The organism is Mycolicibacterium iranicum (assembly GCF_014190915.1).
Classification (GTDB): Bacteria; Actinomycetota; Actinomycetes; order Mycobacteriales; family Mycobacteriaceae; genus Mycobacterium; species Mycobacterium iranicum_B.
In genome coordinates this window covers 74310-88281 of the sequence record NZ_JACHVU010000016.1, presented here as the reverse complement: position 1 = coordinate 88281, position 13972 = coordinate 74310, and the positions used below count along the sequence as shown (strand labels likewise).

General features: G+C 68.5%; 15 protein-coding genes and 1 pseudogene. 8 read left to right on the top strand and 8 right to left on the bottom strand.

Annotated features, from left to right (window positions below):
• Positions 1-209, top strand: a pseudogene (locus FHR72_RS24260) (HNH endonuclease signature motif containing protein); the annotation flags it as partial.
• Here FHR72_RS24260 and FHR72_RS24255 read toward each other — a convergent pair.
• The 3 genes from FHR72_RS24255 to FHR72_RS24245 are packed head-to-tail and all read right to left on the bottom strand — an operon-like array spanning position 210 to position 2796.
• Positions 210-2426, bottom strand: coding sequence for a heavy metal translocating P-type ATPase (locus FHR72_RS24255; RefSeq protein ID WP_183473403.1), 2217 nt, complete (start codon positions 2424-2426; stop codon positions 210-212).
• The gene (locus FHR72_RS24250; protein WP_183473400.1) at positions 2423-2584 is read right to left on the bottom strand and encodes a hypothetical protein; all 162 of its coding nucleotides are present in this window, start codon (positions 2582-2584) and stop codon (positions 2423-2425) included. Before FHR72_RS24250 ends, FHR72_RS24255 begins: the two co-directional genes overlap by 4 nt.
• A 5-nt stretch (positions 2585-2589) precedes the next feature.
• Positions 2590-2796, bottom strand: a complete 207-nt coding sequence (locus FHR72_RS24245; RefSeq protein WP_183473398.1) for a heavy-metal-associated domain-containing protein — start codon at positions 2794-2796, stop codon at positions 2590-2592.
• Positions 2797-2884: 88 nt separating this feature from the next.
• Here FHR72_RS24245 and FHR72_RS24240 point away from each other — a divergent pair, with 88 nt between their 5' ends.
• The 3 genes from FHR72_RS24240 to FHR72_RS24230 all read left to right on the top strand — a co-directional run bounded on the left by FHR72_RS24240 (position 2885) and on the right by FHR72_RS24230 (position 4279).
• Positions 2885-3538, top strand: coding sequence for a DUF305 domain-containing protein (locus FHR72_RS24240; RefSeq protein WP_183473395.1), 654 nt, complete (start codon positions 2885-2887; stop codon positions 3536-3538).
• Between the two features lie 9 nt (positions 3539-3547).
• Positions 3548-3979 carry a D-aminoacyl-tRNA deacylase gene (gene dtd, locus FHR72_RS24235; protein ID WP_183473392.1) on the top strand — a complete coding sequence of 144 codons (432 nt, stop codon included), beginning with the start codon at positions 3548-3550 and terminating at the stop codon, positions 3977-3979.
• Between the two features lie 102 nt (positions 3980-4081).
• A complete protein-coding gene (locus FHR72_RS24230; protein ID WP_183473390.1) occupies positions 4082-4279 on the top strand; it encodes a hypothetical protein in 198 nt (65 codons plus the stop codon).
• A gap of 3 nt (positions 4280-4282) precedes the next feature.
• Here FHR72_RS24230 and FHR72_RS24225 read toward each other — a convergent pair whose 3' ends face one another.
• A complete protein-coding gene (locus FHR72_RS24225) occupies positions 4283-5191 on the bottom strand; it encodes an AIM24 family protein (protein ID WP_183473387.1) in 909 nt (302 codons plus the stop codon).
• Positions 5192-5268: 77 nt separating this feature from the next.
• Here FHR72_RS24225 and FHR72_RS24220 point away from each other — a divergent pair, with 77 nt between their 5' ends.
• Positions 5269-5469, top strand: coding sequence for a hypothetical protein (locus FHR72_RS24220; protein WP_183473384.1), 201 nt, complete (start codon positions 5269-5271; stop codon positions 5467-5469).
• A 69-nt stretch (positions 5470-5538) separates the two neighbouring features.
• Positions 5539-6102: an ATP-binding transcription factor AbmR gene (locus FHR72_RS24215; protein WP_183473381.1), complete on the top strand. Its 564-nt coding sequence runs from the start codon at positions 5539-5541 to the stop codon at positions 6100-6102.
• On the opposite strand, the gene FHR72_RS24210 is transcribed toward FHR72_RS24215, so the two are convergent.
• The 3 genes from FHR72_RS24210 to FHR72_RS24200 form a co-directional block, all read right to left on the bottom strand.
• Positions 6099-8267 (bottom strand): molybdopterin-containing oxidoreductase family protein, encoded by a 2169-nt coding sequence (locus FHR72_RS24210; RefSeq protein WP_183473378.1) that lies wholly within the window; start codon positions 8265-8267, stop codon positions 6099-6101. The two genes, FHR72_RS24215 and FHR72_RS24210, sit on opposite strands and share 4 nt — an antisense overlap.
• A 66-nt stretch (positions 8268-8333) precedes the next feature.
• Entirely contained in the window at positions 8334-10250 is a 1917-nt protein-coding gene (locus FHR72_RS24205) for an ABC transporter ATP-binding protein (protein WP_183473375.1), read from the bottom strand.
• Positions 10247-11980, bottom strand: coding sequence for an ABC transporter ATP-binding protein (locus FHR72_RS24200; RefSeq protein ID WP_183473372.1), 1734 nt, complete (start codon positions 11978-11980; stop codon positions 10247-10249). The genes FHR72_RS24205 and FHR72_RS24200 overlap by 4 nt, the downstream gene beginning before the upstream one ends.
• A 118-nt stretch (positions 11981-12098) precedes the next feature.
• Between FHR72_RS24200 and FHR72_RS24195 the strand changes: the two genes are divergently transcribed.
• Together FHR72_RS24195 and FHR72_RS24190 are read left to right on the top strand one after the other, a co-directional pair.
• Positions 12099-12707, top strand: coding sequence for a DUF3558 domain-containing protein (locus FHR72_RS24195; protein ID WP_396888511.1), 609 nt, complete (start codon positions 12099-12101; stop codon positions 12705-12707).
• A complete protein-coding gene (locus FHR72_RS24190; RefSeq protein ID WP_183473370.1) occupies positions 12704-13249 on the top strand; it encodes a DUF3558 domain-containing protein in 546 nt (181 codons plus the stop codon). The genes FHR72_RS24195 and FHR72_RS24190 overlap by 4 nt, the downstream gene beginning before the upstream one ends.
• Positions 13250-13351: 102 nt before the next feature.
• Here the strand turns inward: FHR72_RS24190 and FHR72_RS24185 are convergent, their stop codons facing one another.
• Positions 13352-13873, bottom strand: coding sequence for a SixA phosphatase family protein (locus tag FHR72_RS24185; RefSeq protein ID WP_183473367.1), 522 nt, complete (start codon positions 13871-13873; stop codon positions 13352-13354).
• Positions 13874-13972 lie beyond the last annotated feature (99 nt).

The window sequence follows — 13972 nt, the reverse complement described above, 5'->3', positions numbered from 1 at the left end:
CCGCCGGCGGGGAAACCAACATCGACGACCTCGCCTTCGCCTGCCCGGCCGATCACCGCCTCCTCGACACCACCGGCTGGACCACCGCCAAAAACCGCTCGAATCAGACCGAATGGATCCCCCCGCCCGACCTCGACTGGGGCCAACGCCGCACCAACAGCTACCACCACCCCGAGAGATACCTCCTCGACGGAGACGACGATCCGTGATCAGCGCGACGGTGTGAACGCGCGCAGGCGCAGGCTGTTGGTCACCACGAACACGGAGCTGAAAGCCATTGCTGCGCCGGCGATCATCGGGTTGAGCAACCCCGCCGCAGCCAACGGCAGCGCGGCGACGTTGTAGGCGAACGCCCAGAACAGATTGCTCTTGATCGTGCTCAACGTCTTGCGGGACAAGCGGATCGCATCGGGCACCGCGCGCAGGTCGTTGCTCACCAGCGTCAGATCGCTGGCCTCGATCGCCACATCGGTGCCGCTGCCCATCGCCAGGCCCAGGTCGGCCTGCGCGAGCGCTGCCGCGTCGTTGACGCCGTCGCCGACCATCGCGACGACCTTGCCCTCACCCTGCAGCCGTGTGACGGTGTCGACCTTGTCCTGCGGCAGGACGCCCGCCACCACCTGCTCGATGCCGACCTCGGCGGCGACCGCACGGGCCACCGCTTCGTTGTCGCCGGTCACCATGATCGGCGTCAGTCCGAGCCCCTTCAGCAGTGCAATCGCGTCGGCCGAGGTCGGTTTCACCGCGTCGGCCACCATCAACGCGCCGCGCGCCGTCCCGTCCCATGCGATCGCCACGGCGGTCCTGCCGTCGGACTCGGCACGCGCGATGGCCTGCGCCAGCTCGTCCGGAACCACGATGGACCGATCCGCCAGCAGCCGCACCCGCCCGAGCAGCACTGTGCGGTTCTCGATGCTGCCCTCGACCCCGAGGCCTCGCAGGTTCGTGAAGGCGCCGACGGCGGGCAACTCACCGAGCTTCTCCCGGGCCGCCGTCGTGATGGCCTGCGCGATCGGGTGTTCCGAGGAACTTTCGACGGCCCCGGCGAGCCGCAGGACCTCGTCCGGCTGTTCCCCGTCCACGGCGAACACGTCGACCAGCGTCATGCTCCCGGTCGTCACGGTGCCTGTCTTGTCGACGATGACGGTGTCCACGCCACGCGTCGACTCCAGCACCTCGGGGCCCTTGATCAAGATGCCGAGCTGGGCGCCGCGCCCGGTGCCGACCATCAGCGCCATCGGCGTCGCCAGGCCCAGCGCGCACGGGCACGCGATGATAAGCACGGCTACCGCCGCGGTGAACGCGGCAGACACTGAATAGCCGCTGCCGATCCAGAACCCCAGCGTGGCGACCGACAGCGCGATCACGATGGGGACGAAGACCCCCGAGATCCGGTCGGCCAGGCGTTGCGCCTGCGCCTTGCCGTTCTGGGCGTCCTCGACCAGGCGTGCCATCTGCGCCAGCTGGCTGTCGGCGCCCACGCGATCGGCCCGCACCACCAGGCGGCCGTCCACATTGACCGTCGCGCCGACAACCCGGTCGCCGGGTTGTACGTCGACGGGCACGGACTCGCCGGTGAGCATCGACGCGTCGACGGCCGACGCCCCCTCGACCACCTCACCGTCGGCGGCGATCTTCTCGCCCGGCCGCACCACGAATTCGTCGCCGATGCGCAGCTGGTCGATCGGAATGCGTTGTTCAGCGCCAGATCTGCGCACCGTGACCTCTTTGGCGCCCAGTTCCAGCAGCGCGCGCAACGCCGCGCCGGCCCGCCGCTTGGCTCGCGCCTCGAAGTACCGTCCGGCCAGGATGAACGTGGTGACGCCGGCCGCGGCCTCGAGGTAGATGTTGCCGCTGCCGTCGGTGCGGGCGATGGTCAGCGCGAACGCATGCGTCATGCCGGGCATACCCGCGGTACCCAAGAACAGTGCGTAGAGGGACCACCCGAACGCGGCCAGGGTGCCGACCGAGATCAGCGTGTCCATGGTCGCGGTGCCGTGCCGCAGATTGGTCCACGTGGCCTGGTGGAACGGCCAAGCGCCCCAGATGACGACCGGCGCCGCCAGCGTCAGCGACAGCCACTGCCAGTAGGTGAACTGCAGAGCGGGCGCCATCGCCAGGGCGATCACCGGTACCGACAGCGCCACACAGATCAGCAGACGCCGGCGCAGCGCCGCAGTCGGATCGTCGACCACCGCGGTGTCAGAGGCCCTCTCCGGCTCCGGGAGGGACGCCCGGTAGCCCGCCGACTCGACGGCCGTGACGAGCTGGTCGGGGGAGATGTCGCCGCCGAACTCGACCCGGGCCTTCTCCGTCGCGAAATTGACCGTCGCCACGACGCCGTCGAGCTTGTTGAGTTTCTTCTCGACCCGGGCCGCGCAGGACGCGCAGGTCATCCCGTCGATCGTGAGCTCGACGGTGTTCACTGCCCACTCCCGTGCAGCGGGTCCGAATGCGAAGTGGTCGCGGGGTGGGGCACGGCCACGTCGGGGTTGGGGCCGAAGGCCTTCCCCACCCACAGCGACGCCGCGAACACCACGACCAGCATGGCGAGGAATGCGGCGATCTTCACCGGAGCGGTCACGACGTTCACCCCGCCAGCGTGTAGCCGGCCTCTTCGACGGCGGCCCGGACGGCCTCACCGTCGACGGGGGAATCACTGGCGATGGTGACCGTGCCGTTCGAGACGTCGACGTCGACCTGGGTGACGCCCGGAATGTGGGTGAGCTCGGCACGCACCGAATTCGCGCAGCCGCCGCAGCTCATACCCTCGACGGAGATGGTGGTGGTGCTCATGGGGCTCCTTTCCCGTTCACTTGACTCATATGTACCATACCCCCCTAGGGTATTCAAGAAGTCCCGCACCCGATCAAAGGAGGAGAAGATGTTGTCGAAACGCAGTCTGGTGGCCGGAGCCGGCGCGGTGGGCGCCACCTTGTCGTTGCTGCTCTCCGGGTGCAGCGACGTCGGCACTGAGGCCGGCGAGCACGACCACGCGACCCATGAGCACGAGCCGACCTCTCAGCCCGCCGACGGGGCACAGGCCCACAACGAGGCCGACGTCACCTTCGCCCGCGAAATGGTTCCCCACCATGAGCAGGCCGTCGTGATGAGCGACATCATTCTCGGCAAGCAGGGCATCGACCCGCGGGTCACCCAACTCGCCACCGAGATCAAGAACGCTCAGGGGCCCGAGATCGCCACCATGAAGGGCTGGCTGACCCAGTGGGGCGCCTCCGCGCCCTCCGGACACGAGGGCCACGACATGGGCGGCGGGATGGGCGGCGACCCGTCGGCGCACGCCGCGATGGGCATGATGACCGAAGCGCAGCTCGAACAGCTCCGGCAGGCCCAGGGCGTCGACGCCGCCCGGCAGTTCCTCACCGGGATGATCGCCCACCATGAGGGTGCGGTGGACATGGCCCAGACGGAGGTCGACACCGGACAGGCCGAGGACGCCGTCACGCTGGCACGCCAGATCATCGAGACCCAGCAGCGCGAGATCGACACCATGAAGGGCATTCTCGGTTCGCTGTAGGTTCGGCCCATGCGGATCCTCGTGCAGCGCGTCACCTCAGCCCGCGTCACGGTCGCCGGCGACGTGGTCGGCCAGATCGCCCCGCAGACGCAGGGCCTGCTCGCGCTGGTCGGTGTCACCCACGACGACGACGCAGCCACGGCGCAGCGCCTGGCCGAAAAGCTGTGGGCGCTGCGGATTCTCGACGACGAGAAGTCGGCGAGCGACATCGCGGCGCCGATCCTGGTGGTCAGTCAGTTCACTCTGTACGGCAACACCACGAAGGGGCGGCGGCCCACCTGGAACGCCGCCGCTCCCGGTGTGGTCGCCGAACCGATCGTGGATGCTTTCGCCGCGGCCTTGCGGCGCCTCGGCGCGGACGTGCAGACCGGCGTCTTCGGCGCCGATATGCAGGTCGAACTCGTCAACGACGGTCCGGTGACCGTCCTGCTGGAGCTGTAGCGACACCGTCCACCGGCGGAGCAGCGGGTCCTACCACGGTCGTAGCACAAGATCGGACTTCGGCACGATGCCCCGGCCCGAGCGTCTTCGTAGCGTCGAGATATGACAGCGATCCACGCCCGCGCCGGAATCCTGGGCGCGCACAGACGAATTCGGTTCCCGTTCCTCGACTGGTTGTTCGACACCGCAGCAGCGGATGGACCTGGTCACCCGCCACCGCGGCGGCACGTCGATCCGCCGCGGCGACGCGAGGCCTTCATCGAGGACGCGGCGATGAAACGCGAGATGCGCCGGTTGTGAAGCTCACTGGGCCGTGGTGACCGGAATCCCCTCTGACGGCTGCACGATGACGAAGCCGTTGCCGTAGAACGACACCTGCATCGCCTCGCCCGAGCCGCGGCCGATCAGGGCGCCGGCCTTGAAGCTCGTCTTCAACTGCGTCTGCAGATTCGCCGACCACGCCACCACCGCATTGGTGTCGGCGAACGTCGGCGCCTCGGCGGCGTTGAGCACCACCGGTGGACCGTCGGTCGTGAGCGCCACCCAGCCGGTGCCGCGCAGCGTGGTGTTGAACAGGCCGCCGGCGACCATGCTCCCGCCCTTGACCCGCTCGATGTTCCAGTCGAGGCTCGACGAGAACGCCAGCACGTTCTTGCCGCTGATCGACAGGCCCGAGTTCGTGATGTTGAGCAGGTGGACGTCGTAGGCGCGGTCGGCGAGGAACACGTCGCCCTGCCCCTGGCAGCGCATCAGCGGGAGCCCTTCGCCGGTCAGCGCCTTTTTGAGGAACTTCGACGCCCCGCCGCCCTCGAAGGCGAAGTCCACGTTGCCCTGGTAGGCGACCATCGAACCCTGCCGCGCCATGAACGGTTCGCCGAGGCGCACGCGCAGCAGCTTGGTGTTCTGGTTGGCGATGGGCTTGGCTTCCTTCTCGCTGAAGCGCCCGTCCACGAGATCCCCACTGATGCCGGTGAATCCGTCGCCACCGCCGGCAACCGCCTGTGCCTGCTGCTGCCCCGGGCCCGCCTGCGCCTGCTGCTGGCCGCCGTGCGGCTGGCCCTGCTGCGGGCCGGGCGCGCCGCCGCCCAGCGGGGAGCGATGCACCTGGCCCTGCTGAGACACCTGGTCGGTCCACTGCTGCCCGTCATGCCAGCGGTAGTCGAAGCGCCCCTCGGGGTCGGGCTGCCAACTTCCTTGTCCAGGTCCTGTCACGCCGCCTCCTTTAGCGAGATTTGTCGCGCTTCACCCTATGCGGCGCCGCGCGCCGGGTCAGCTGGCATTCTGGGGCGATGGCCAAGGAAATCGACCGGCAGCGCGCCCAGGGCGCGCTTGCAGTCCTTCGGCAGCATCCCGGCATGGTGCTGTTCGTCCTGTCACCCGCGCTGCTGGTGATCGGACTCGTGTGGTGGTTACTGGGCCCGGGCTGGGCGGTGGTGCTGTTCCTCGCAGCGGTGCTGGCCGGCGGAGCCGCGGTGCTGCTCAAGCGCTGAAGCCGGCCGCGGGTTTCACCGTCGGCGAACCATGCCCCCTCCCCTGTGTAACGGTGTAATTATGTAATCATGCGACATAACCCCCGCCGCTCCCACCGCTCCGGCGGCTGGCAGCAGGCCGATCAACCCGATGCCACCGACGCCCCCGACTGGTTCGCTGGGCGACTTCCCGACAACTGGTTCGCCGGCGACCCCGACGTCGTCGTCGACCGCGAAGAGATCACCGTCGTCGGCCGTCTTCCGGCGCCGGAGAATCCCGAGAGCGAGGCGCGAGCATCGGGACGGGCTGCACGATTCCGGGAGCAGACCCGCGCCGAGCGCATGCAGATCGCCGACGAAGCGGAGGCCCGCTACGGCCGCAAGGTCGCCTGGGGTGTGGACATATCGGGAGAAGACGACGCCACCGAGCGAATCCTGTTCACCCACCTGGCCGTTCCGGTGATGACGCGCCTGCGCCAGCCCGAGCGTCAGGTCCTCGACACCCTGGTCGACGCCGGGGTGGCACGCTCGCGCTCCGATGCCCTGGTGTGGTCGGTCCGGTTGGTCGGCGAGCACGCCGACGAGTGGCTCGGCAAGCTGCGGGCCGCGATGCGTGAGGTCGACGACCTGCGGTCCGAAGGCCCGGCGCTCTAACCGGACGCCGGGGTGACCGCCACATAGGCGGAGTTCAGCGCCGATGTCTGCGACAGCGGGTCCACGGGCCCGGCATCGACCAGAAGGTTGCGGTTGACGCCGAACGACTGCGGTGCCGACCCGTTGCGGGGATCGAAAACCCTTGAGCCCCAGCCATGGTCGACGATGACGACGCCCGGCCGGGGTTGGTCGGAGACCGAAGCGGTCAGTTCGATCTCCCCGACGGGGGAGTGGACCCGCACCTGGTCTCCGTCGCCGATGCCCAGCCGAGCGGCGTCCTCGGGGTGGATGACGACCTCGCTGCCCTTGCCGGAGGGATGCAGGCCCGGCAGGTCGTTGAGCCACGAGTTCATCGAATGCCGGTGGCGTCGGTTCGCCAGCTGGAACGGATATCCGGTCGGCGCCTGAGGCGCTGCCTCGGCCAGCAGTTCGCGTGTGCGCGTGACGAACTCGGGCGGGGCCACGTGCACCAACTTGTCGGGGGTGCGCAGCGCATCCCGGAAGTGGCCGAATTCGCGGGGGCCCAGCACCCAGCCGTGCGGGTGCGCCAGCACCTCACGCCAGGAGATCCTGCGGCCGTTGAACTTTCGTCCCGTGGCCAGCACCAGCCGGTTGACCCACTGCGGGGTGAACTCCAGGCCCGGCCGGCCCGTCAGGCGGGCGGCGCGGCGGGTCGCCTTGATGAACGTGTTCAGGCCTTTGGCGCGGAACAGGGGCTTTCCCATGGCGATCGCGAGGTCGACGAAGATCCGCCATTCCTGTCGTGCGCCCGGTGGCGGCTCGACGGCCTGCGCGCCATAGTGCAGGTAGGGCTCGTCGTGCATGTTGCTGGTGAAGGCCAGGAGATCGTCGCGTTCCAGCCAGTGCACCGCAGGAAGCAGCCAGTGGGCGTGGCGGTGGCTCTCGCGCTGCACGAAGTCGATGGCGACCAGCAGATCCAGCTGCGCCAACGCGTCGTCCAACCGGGCGCCGTCAGGTCCGGACACCACCGGGTTGCCGCAGTTGATCACCATCGCGGTGATCTGGCCGGGGCCGGGTGTGGTGATCTCGTCGGGCAGTTCCGAGAGCGCATGCGCCCCGGCGACCATCTCGCGACCGGACAGCCGGTTGCGGTGCGGACTCGTCTTCACCATGCCCGACATCCGGATCGCGTCGACGTAACCAGGCTCATACCGACGCCCGCCGGGTCGGTCCATCCGCCCGGTGATCACGTTCAGGACATGGCCGAGCCACTCGGCGACGGTCCCGGTGAGGTGCATCGAGACGCCCGTGTGGGTCACGACCATCGCGCCGCGCGCCGCGGCAAAATCCCTTGCCACCGTTTCGATCCGGGCCCTGTCGATGTCGCACCGCCGCGCGAGGTCGTCGAGGTCGGCATCGGCGACGAGTGCCCGAAGCCCCTCCATGCCGGCGGCCAGTTCGCTGCAGTCCTCGCGGTGCTCCAACCCCTCGTCGAGGATGACCTTCACCATCGCGAGCAACAGCGCCCAATCCTGGGCCGGACGAACCGCCAGGTGCACGTCGGCCTTGGCGGCCGACTCGGTGCGCACCGGGTCCACGACGACGAGCGTGGCGCCCTGCGCCTGGCGCGCCAGCGCCCGCCGCCACCCGCCGGGCACCGTCTCCAGCCAGTTCCACGCGCTGACGGCGGGGTTGGTGCCGACCAGCAGGAAGTAGTCGCAGTTGTCGATGTCGGAGACCGGGGCCATCAGAATCGAGCCGTACATCGCCTCGGCGACGACGTGCATCGCGTTCTGGTCGATGGACCCGACGAAGTAGCGACTGCGGGTGCCGACCGCGTCGAGCCAGCCGTTCATGAAGATGATGTTCGACGACGAGAAGCCGGCTGGATTGCCGTAGTAGACACCGATCGCGTCGGGACCGTCGGCCTCGATCGCGGCGTTCATCCGGGCGGCGATGTCGGCGATCGCGTCATCCCACGTCGCCTCGACGTAGCTGTCACCCACGCGGCGCATCGGCGCCAGGATGCGCCGCGGATGCTCCACGAGCTGGGCGGCGGTGCGGCCCTTGGCGCAGAAGTCGTGCCAGCTGTGCGGGTTCTGCTTGTCGGCGGAGATCTTGACCACGCGGTTCTGCTCGACCGTCACCTCGATGCCGCAGGAGGCGAGGCAGTAGCGGCAGAACGTGTGGACGGTGCGGGTCATGCCGTCATGGTGCCCGAGCGCGGTGTGAGCGTCCGCGGAATCCAAATGAGCAGGTTGCTTGATCGGCTAGCGGTTGATCATCGTCCAGTACTCGCCGTGTCGGTCGAGAAGCTCGCTGTGCGTTCCCCGTTCGACGATCTTGCCCGCCTCCATCACCAGGATCATGTCGGCGTCACGGATGGTCGAGAGCCGGTGGGCGATGATGAAACTGGTCCGGTCGCGGCGCAGTGTCCCCATCGCCTGCTGGATCAGCACCTCGGTGCGGGTGTCCACCGAGCTGGTGGCCTCGTCGAGGATGAGCAGCTGCGGCTGGGCCAACACGGCCCGCGCGATGGTGATCAGCTGCTTCTCGCCGGCGCTGATGTTCGTGCCGCCGTCGTTGATCAGCGTGTCGTATCCGTCGGGGAGCGTCTGCACGAAGCGGTCCACATAGGCCGCCCGCGCGGCGTCCATCACCTCGTCGTGACCGGCGTCGGGCCGGCCGTAGGCGATGTTGTCGTAGATGCTCCCGGCGAACAGCCAGGTGTCCTGTAGCACCATGCCGATTCGGGAGCGCAGCGAACTGCGGGGCACGCCGGCGATGTCGACGCCGTCGATCAGAATGCGCCCCGAGTCCACGTCGTAGAAGCGCATCAGCAGGTTCACCAGCGTCGTCTTGCCTGCCCCGGTCGGACCCACGATCGCGACCGTGGAGCCGGGTTCGGCGACCAGGGACAGGTCCTCGATCACCGGAGACCCGGCCTGGTAGCTGAACGACACGCGGTCGAATTCCACACGCCCGCCCGCCCGTCCGTCGTCGGCCGGCAGCGCCGCCCGGTTACCAGGACTGGGATCGGCGGGTTCCTCCTCGGCGTCGAGCAGGTCGAACACCCGCTCGGCGCTGGCGATACCGGACTGCATGGTGTTGTACATGCCCGCGATCTGGGTGAGCGGCTGGTTGAACTGGCGGACGTACTGGATGAACGCTTGGATCCCGCCGAGGGTGATCTGACCGGTCGCCACCTGCAGGCCGCCGACGACGGCGACGGCGACATAGCTGAGGTTGCCGATGAAGATCGTCGCCGGCGAGACCAGACCCGACAGGAACTGGGCTCCGAAGCTGGCCTGGTAGACGTCGTCGTTGAGGGTGCGGAACTCCTCCTCGGCGCGGGCGCGGTGGCCGAAGGTCTTGACGACGGTATACCCGCTGTAGGTCTCCTCGATGTGGGCGTTGAGCCGGCCCGTGTTCGTCCACTGGGCGACGAACAGGGTGCGCGAGCGTCTCGCGATCGACCGCGTGACCCACAGCGACAGCGGCACCGTCACCACGGTGAACAAGGTCAGCAGCGGCGAGATCGTCAGCATCATCACCAGCACCGCCACCACGGTCAGCACCGAGGTGAGCAGCTGCGTGATCGACATCGACAGCGACTGCTGCAGATTGTCCACGTCGTTGGTGACCCGGCTCAGCACCTCACCTCGCTGCCGGGAATCGAAGTAGCGCAACGGGAGCCGGTGGATCTTGTCCTCGACGTCGGCGCGCAGCGCGACCATGGTGCGCTGCACGACGACGTTGAGCAGACGGGCCTGCAGCCAGACCATCAACGCGGCCACCAGATACAGGCCCAGCGCCAAGGCCAGCGTGCGGGCCACCGCGGCGAAGTCCACGCCCTGCCCGGGCACCACGTTCATTCCCGACAGGAGGTCGGCGAACGTGTCGTCACCTCTGGCCCTGGCCGCGTCGACCGCCTGGGCCTTGGTCAGCCCGGCCGGCAGCTGCCGGCCGATGACGCCGTTGAACAGCAGATCGGTGGCGTGGCCGAGGATTCGTGGGCCGATGACCCCGATCGCGATGCCGCCGACGCCGAGTAGCATCACCGCGACGGTCATCCCGCGCTGTGGCGTCAGCCGTCGGAAGAGCCGGATCGCCGATCCGCGGAAATCGCGGGACCGCACCTGCGGGGGCTCGGCCATCCGGATCCCCCGGCCCATGGGTCCGGTCATCGTTCCCCTGTCCGCACCGACTGCGAATCCGCGAACTCGCGGTAGGCGTCGCACGTTTCGACCAGGTCGTCGTGGGCGCCGATGCCGACCACGCGGCCGTCGTCGATGACGACGATCTGGTCGGCTCCGGCCACCGTCGAGATGCGCTGCGAGACGATCAGGACCGTCGACCCGGCCGACGCCTGCTTGATCCGCTCCCGCACCTCGGCATCGGTGTGCACGTCCAGCGCCGAGAACGCGTCGTCGAACAGGTAGAGAGCCGGCTTGCGGATGACCGCGCGCGCGATGGCCAGCCGTTGACGCTGCCCACCGGAGAAGTTCAGCCCGCCCTGAGCTACGCGCATCAGGAGCCCGTCGGGGTGCGCGGCGACGAAGTCGTCGGCGCGCGCCACCCGCAGCGCGTCCCACATCTGCTCGTCGGTCGCGTCGGCCTTGCCGAAGCGCAGGTTCTCGGCGACGGTGCCGGAGAACAGATATCCGCGCTGCGGCACGACCCCGGTCGCGCTCCACAGCGTCTCGATGTCGAGGTCGCGCACGTCGATGCCGTCGATGCGCACCGATCCGCCGGTCACGTCGTAGAGACGGCAGATCAGCGACACCAGGGTGGACTTGCCCGACCCGGTGGATCCGACGATCGCCGTCGTGGTGGCGGGTCGCGCCGTGAACGAGACATCCTGCAGCACGGGCCTGTCGGCGCCGGCGTAACTGAATGTCACGCCGTCGAACCGGATCTCGCCGTGGATCGTCTCCGGTGACGCCGCGGTCGGGGAGGAGACGATCGCCGCCTCGGTGCCGAGCACCTCGGTGATCCGCTCGGCGCACACCGACGCACGCGGAATGATGATGAGGATGAACGTCGCCATCAACACCGCGACCAGGATCTGCATGAAGTAGGACAGGAACGCGATGAGCGACCCGACCTGCATCTGCCCGGCGTCGATGCGCATGCCGCCGAACCAGATCAGGGCCACGCTCGAGACGTTGATCACCAGCGTCGTCACCGGCAGCATCAGTGCCTGCCAGCGGCCGGCCTCCAGGGCACTGCCCGCCAGCGCGGTGTTGGCTTCGGCGAAACGGCTGCGCTCGAACGGTTCTCGCGCGAACGCCCGGACCACCCGCAGACCGGTCAGCTGCTCGCGCATGACGCGGTTGATCGCGTCGATCTGACGCTGCACCCGCCGGAAGATCGGCAGCAGGTGCGAGACGATCCAGTAGTTGGCCAGCGCCAGCACCGGCACGCTGACCACCAGCAACCACGACAGACCCGCATCCTGATGGACCGCCATGAAGATGCCGCCGACGCACATGATCGGTGCGGTGACGAGCATGGTGCACGTCAGCTGGACCAACAGCTGAATCTGTTGCACGTCGTTGGTGGTGCGGGTGAGCAGCGACGGAGCGCCGAAGCGGGCGGTCTCCTCTGCCGAGAACCCGGTGATGTGGTGGAACAGATGCGAGCGCAGGTCGCGGCCCACGCTCATGCTCGCGCGCGAACCGAAGTACACGGCGCCGACCGCGCACAGCACCTGCAGGGCCGTGACCGCGAGCATCACGGCGCCGAGTTCGACGATGCGCCGCAGGTCGCCCTGCGCGACACCGTCGTCGATGATCGCGGCGTTGACGGTCGGCAGGTACAGGGTCGCCAGGGTGCTCACGACCTGCAGCGCCGCCACCACCGTGAGCAGTGGCCGGTACGGCCGTGCGTACCGTCGAAGCAGCTCCCAGAGCATCCCGCTACTGTCGCACACGCCGCCGACGGCGCCGCTGTTCGGCTGTCGCGCCTGAGAATCGGATAAATGAGCTGGTCAGTCGGCATGTCGGTGGTTGACCGGGAGGGCTGCCGCTACAGTGCATGGCGTGACCCACAGCTCTCGCGGACAACGCCGATCGGCGGTGTCGGTTTCTGCTCCCCGCATGCGCGGGGCGCTGGCCATTGCTGCTGCGGCCATGCTTCCGGTGCTCGCCGCCTGTTCGGACTCCGAACCGCAGAGCCCGGCGATGCCGTCCAGCGACGCGCCGCAGGAGAACGTCGCCCACGGCCCGTTCTTCCCTGAGTGCGGCGGCATCAGCGACGAGGAGATCGCCCGGCTCACCGAGGTGCCCGGCTTGGTCAACACGGCGCGCACCTCGGTCGGATGCCAGTGGCTGTCCGGAGGCTCCATCCTGGGGCCGCACTTCTCGTTCTCGTGGTTCCGCGGAAGCCCCATCGGCCGCGAACGCAAGACCATGGAGCTCTCACGCACCAGCGTCGAAGACCTCAACATCGAAGGCCACGACGGATTCATCGGGATCAACCAGGACCCCGACCCGAAGATCGGTGTCAACCTGTGCGAGGTCGGCATCCAGTTCGGCGACGACTTCATCGAATGGTCGATCAGCTACGCCCAGCCGCCGTATCCGGACGCGTGCGAGGTCGCCAAGGAACTCACCCGCCAGTCGATTGTGAACTCCAAATGAGCCGACGCGTGGTCAGAGGCGTGGTCGCCGCGATGGCCGGACTGGTCGTACTGACCGGCTGCACCCAGACCGTCGAGGGCACCGCCGCCAAGTCGGGTTCCGGGGACGTGCCGCGCAACGACAACTCCGAGCGCAAGTACCCGAACCTGCTCAAGGAGTGCGAGGTCCTCACCGAGGACATCCTGGCCGAGACGGTCGGGGCCGATCCGCTCGACATCCAGAGCACCTTCGTCGGGGCGATCTGCCGCTGGCAGGCCGCCAACCCGGCGGGGCTGGTCGACATCACCCGCTTCTGGTTCGAGACAGGCAGCCTCGACAACGAGCGCAGTGTCGCCGAGCAACTGCAGTATCAGATCGAGAACCGTTCGGTGGCAGGCATCGAGTCCTTCGTGATGCGGCCCAACGACCCCAATGGCGCGTGCGGCGTGGCCAGCGACGCCGCCGGTGTCGTCGGGTGGTGGGTCAATCCGCAGACACCCGGCATGGACGCCTGCGGGATGGCCATCAAGCTCATGGAGCTCACGCTCGCCACCCGCGCGTAGCGCCCCTGTTGAATTGCGTGCTCAGCGCGCCCCTGTTTGATTGCGCGCTCAGCGCGCCCCTGTTTGATTGCGCGCTCAGCGCGCCCCTGTTGAACTTCGCGCTCAGCGCGCGGTGTGAAAGTCGACGAGTTCCGCGCCCCGCGACGCCCACCGGTCCCACGGCTGCGCCGAGCGCAGCACCGCCACCGACGACGTCGGGTACTTCGTCGAGAAGCGTTCGGCCACCGGCCCGTTGCTGGATTCTTCGTCGGCGAGCCCGTGAGCCAGCGCGGACATCACCGGCTCGTGCCCCACGACGAGCAGCGTCGACACCTCGTCGCCGAATCGCGACGGCACGCCGTTGATCTCCTCGATCACGACGCCGGGGCTTGCGTCGTAGATGCGGTCGACGAATTCCACCGCGGCCGTGATCCCCGTGCGCTCCAGTGTCTGTCGCGTGCGTGTCGCCGAGGAGCAGAGCACCGCGTCCACCGGATCGACGTTCGCCCGGATCCATTCGCCGGCCAGGGCGGCCTCGCGCAGGCCCCGCTCGGCGAGCGGGCGGTCGTGGTCGGTGACGCCGTCCGGATAGTCCGACTTGGCGTGACGGAGGAGCAGCAGGGTGCGGTATCGGATGTCGCTCATCCCATCAACGGTAGGGCATGCCGGTGCGCGTCCACGGACTTGTCGGCGCCCGGACCTACAGTAGCGATGCCACGAAGGAAACCGACGGGAAGGACGGGC

Bases quoted from the DNA above. Each gene is read 5' to 3' on its own strand.
- FHR72_RS24245 (WP_183473398.1), bottom strand. From the start codon at position 2,796: ATGAGCACCACCACCATCTCCGTCGAGGGTATGAGCTGCGGCGGCTGC.
- FHR72_RS24240 (WP_183473395.1), top strand. From the start codon at position 2,885: ATGTTGTCGAAACGCAGTCTGGTGGCCGGAGCCGGCGCGGTGGGCGCC.
- dtd (WP_183473392.1), top strand. From the start codon at position 3,548: ATGCGGATCCTCGTGCAGCGCGTCACCTCAGCCCGCGTCACGGTCGCC.
- FHR72_RS24230 (WP_183473390.1), top strand. From the start codon at position 4,082: ATGACAGCGATCCACGCCCGCGCCGGAATCCTGGGCGCGCACAGACGA.
- FHR72_RS24220 (WP_183473384.1), top strand. From the start codon at position 5,269: ATGGCCAAGGAAATCGACCGGCAGCGCGCCCAGGGCGCGCTTGCAGTC.
- FHR72_RS24215 (WP_183473381.1), top strand. From the start codon at position 5,539: ATGCGACATAACCCCCGCCGCTCCCACCGCTCCGGCGGCTGGCAGCAG.
- FHR72_RS24210 (WP_183473378.1), bottom strand. From the start codon at position 8,267: ATGACCCGCACCGTCCACACGTTCTGCCGCTACTGCCTCGCCTCCTGC.
- FHR72_RS24205 (WP_183473375.1), bottom strand. From the start codon at position 10,250: ATGACCGGACCCATGGGCCGGGGGATCCGGATGGCCGAGCCCCCGCAG.
- FHR72_RS24200 (WP_183473372.1), bottom strand. From the start codon at position 11,980: ATGCTCTGGGAGCTGCTTCGACGGTACGCACGGCCGTACCGGCCACTG.
- FHR72_RS24190 (WP_183473370.1), top strand. From the start codon at position 12,704: ATGAGCCGACGCGTGGTCAGAGGCGTGGTCGCCGCGATGGCCGGACTG.
- FHR72_RS24185 (WP_183473367.1), bottom strand. From the start codon at position 13,873: ATGAGCGACATCCGATACCGCACCCTGCTGCTCCTCCGTCACGCCAAG.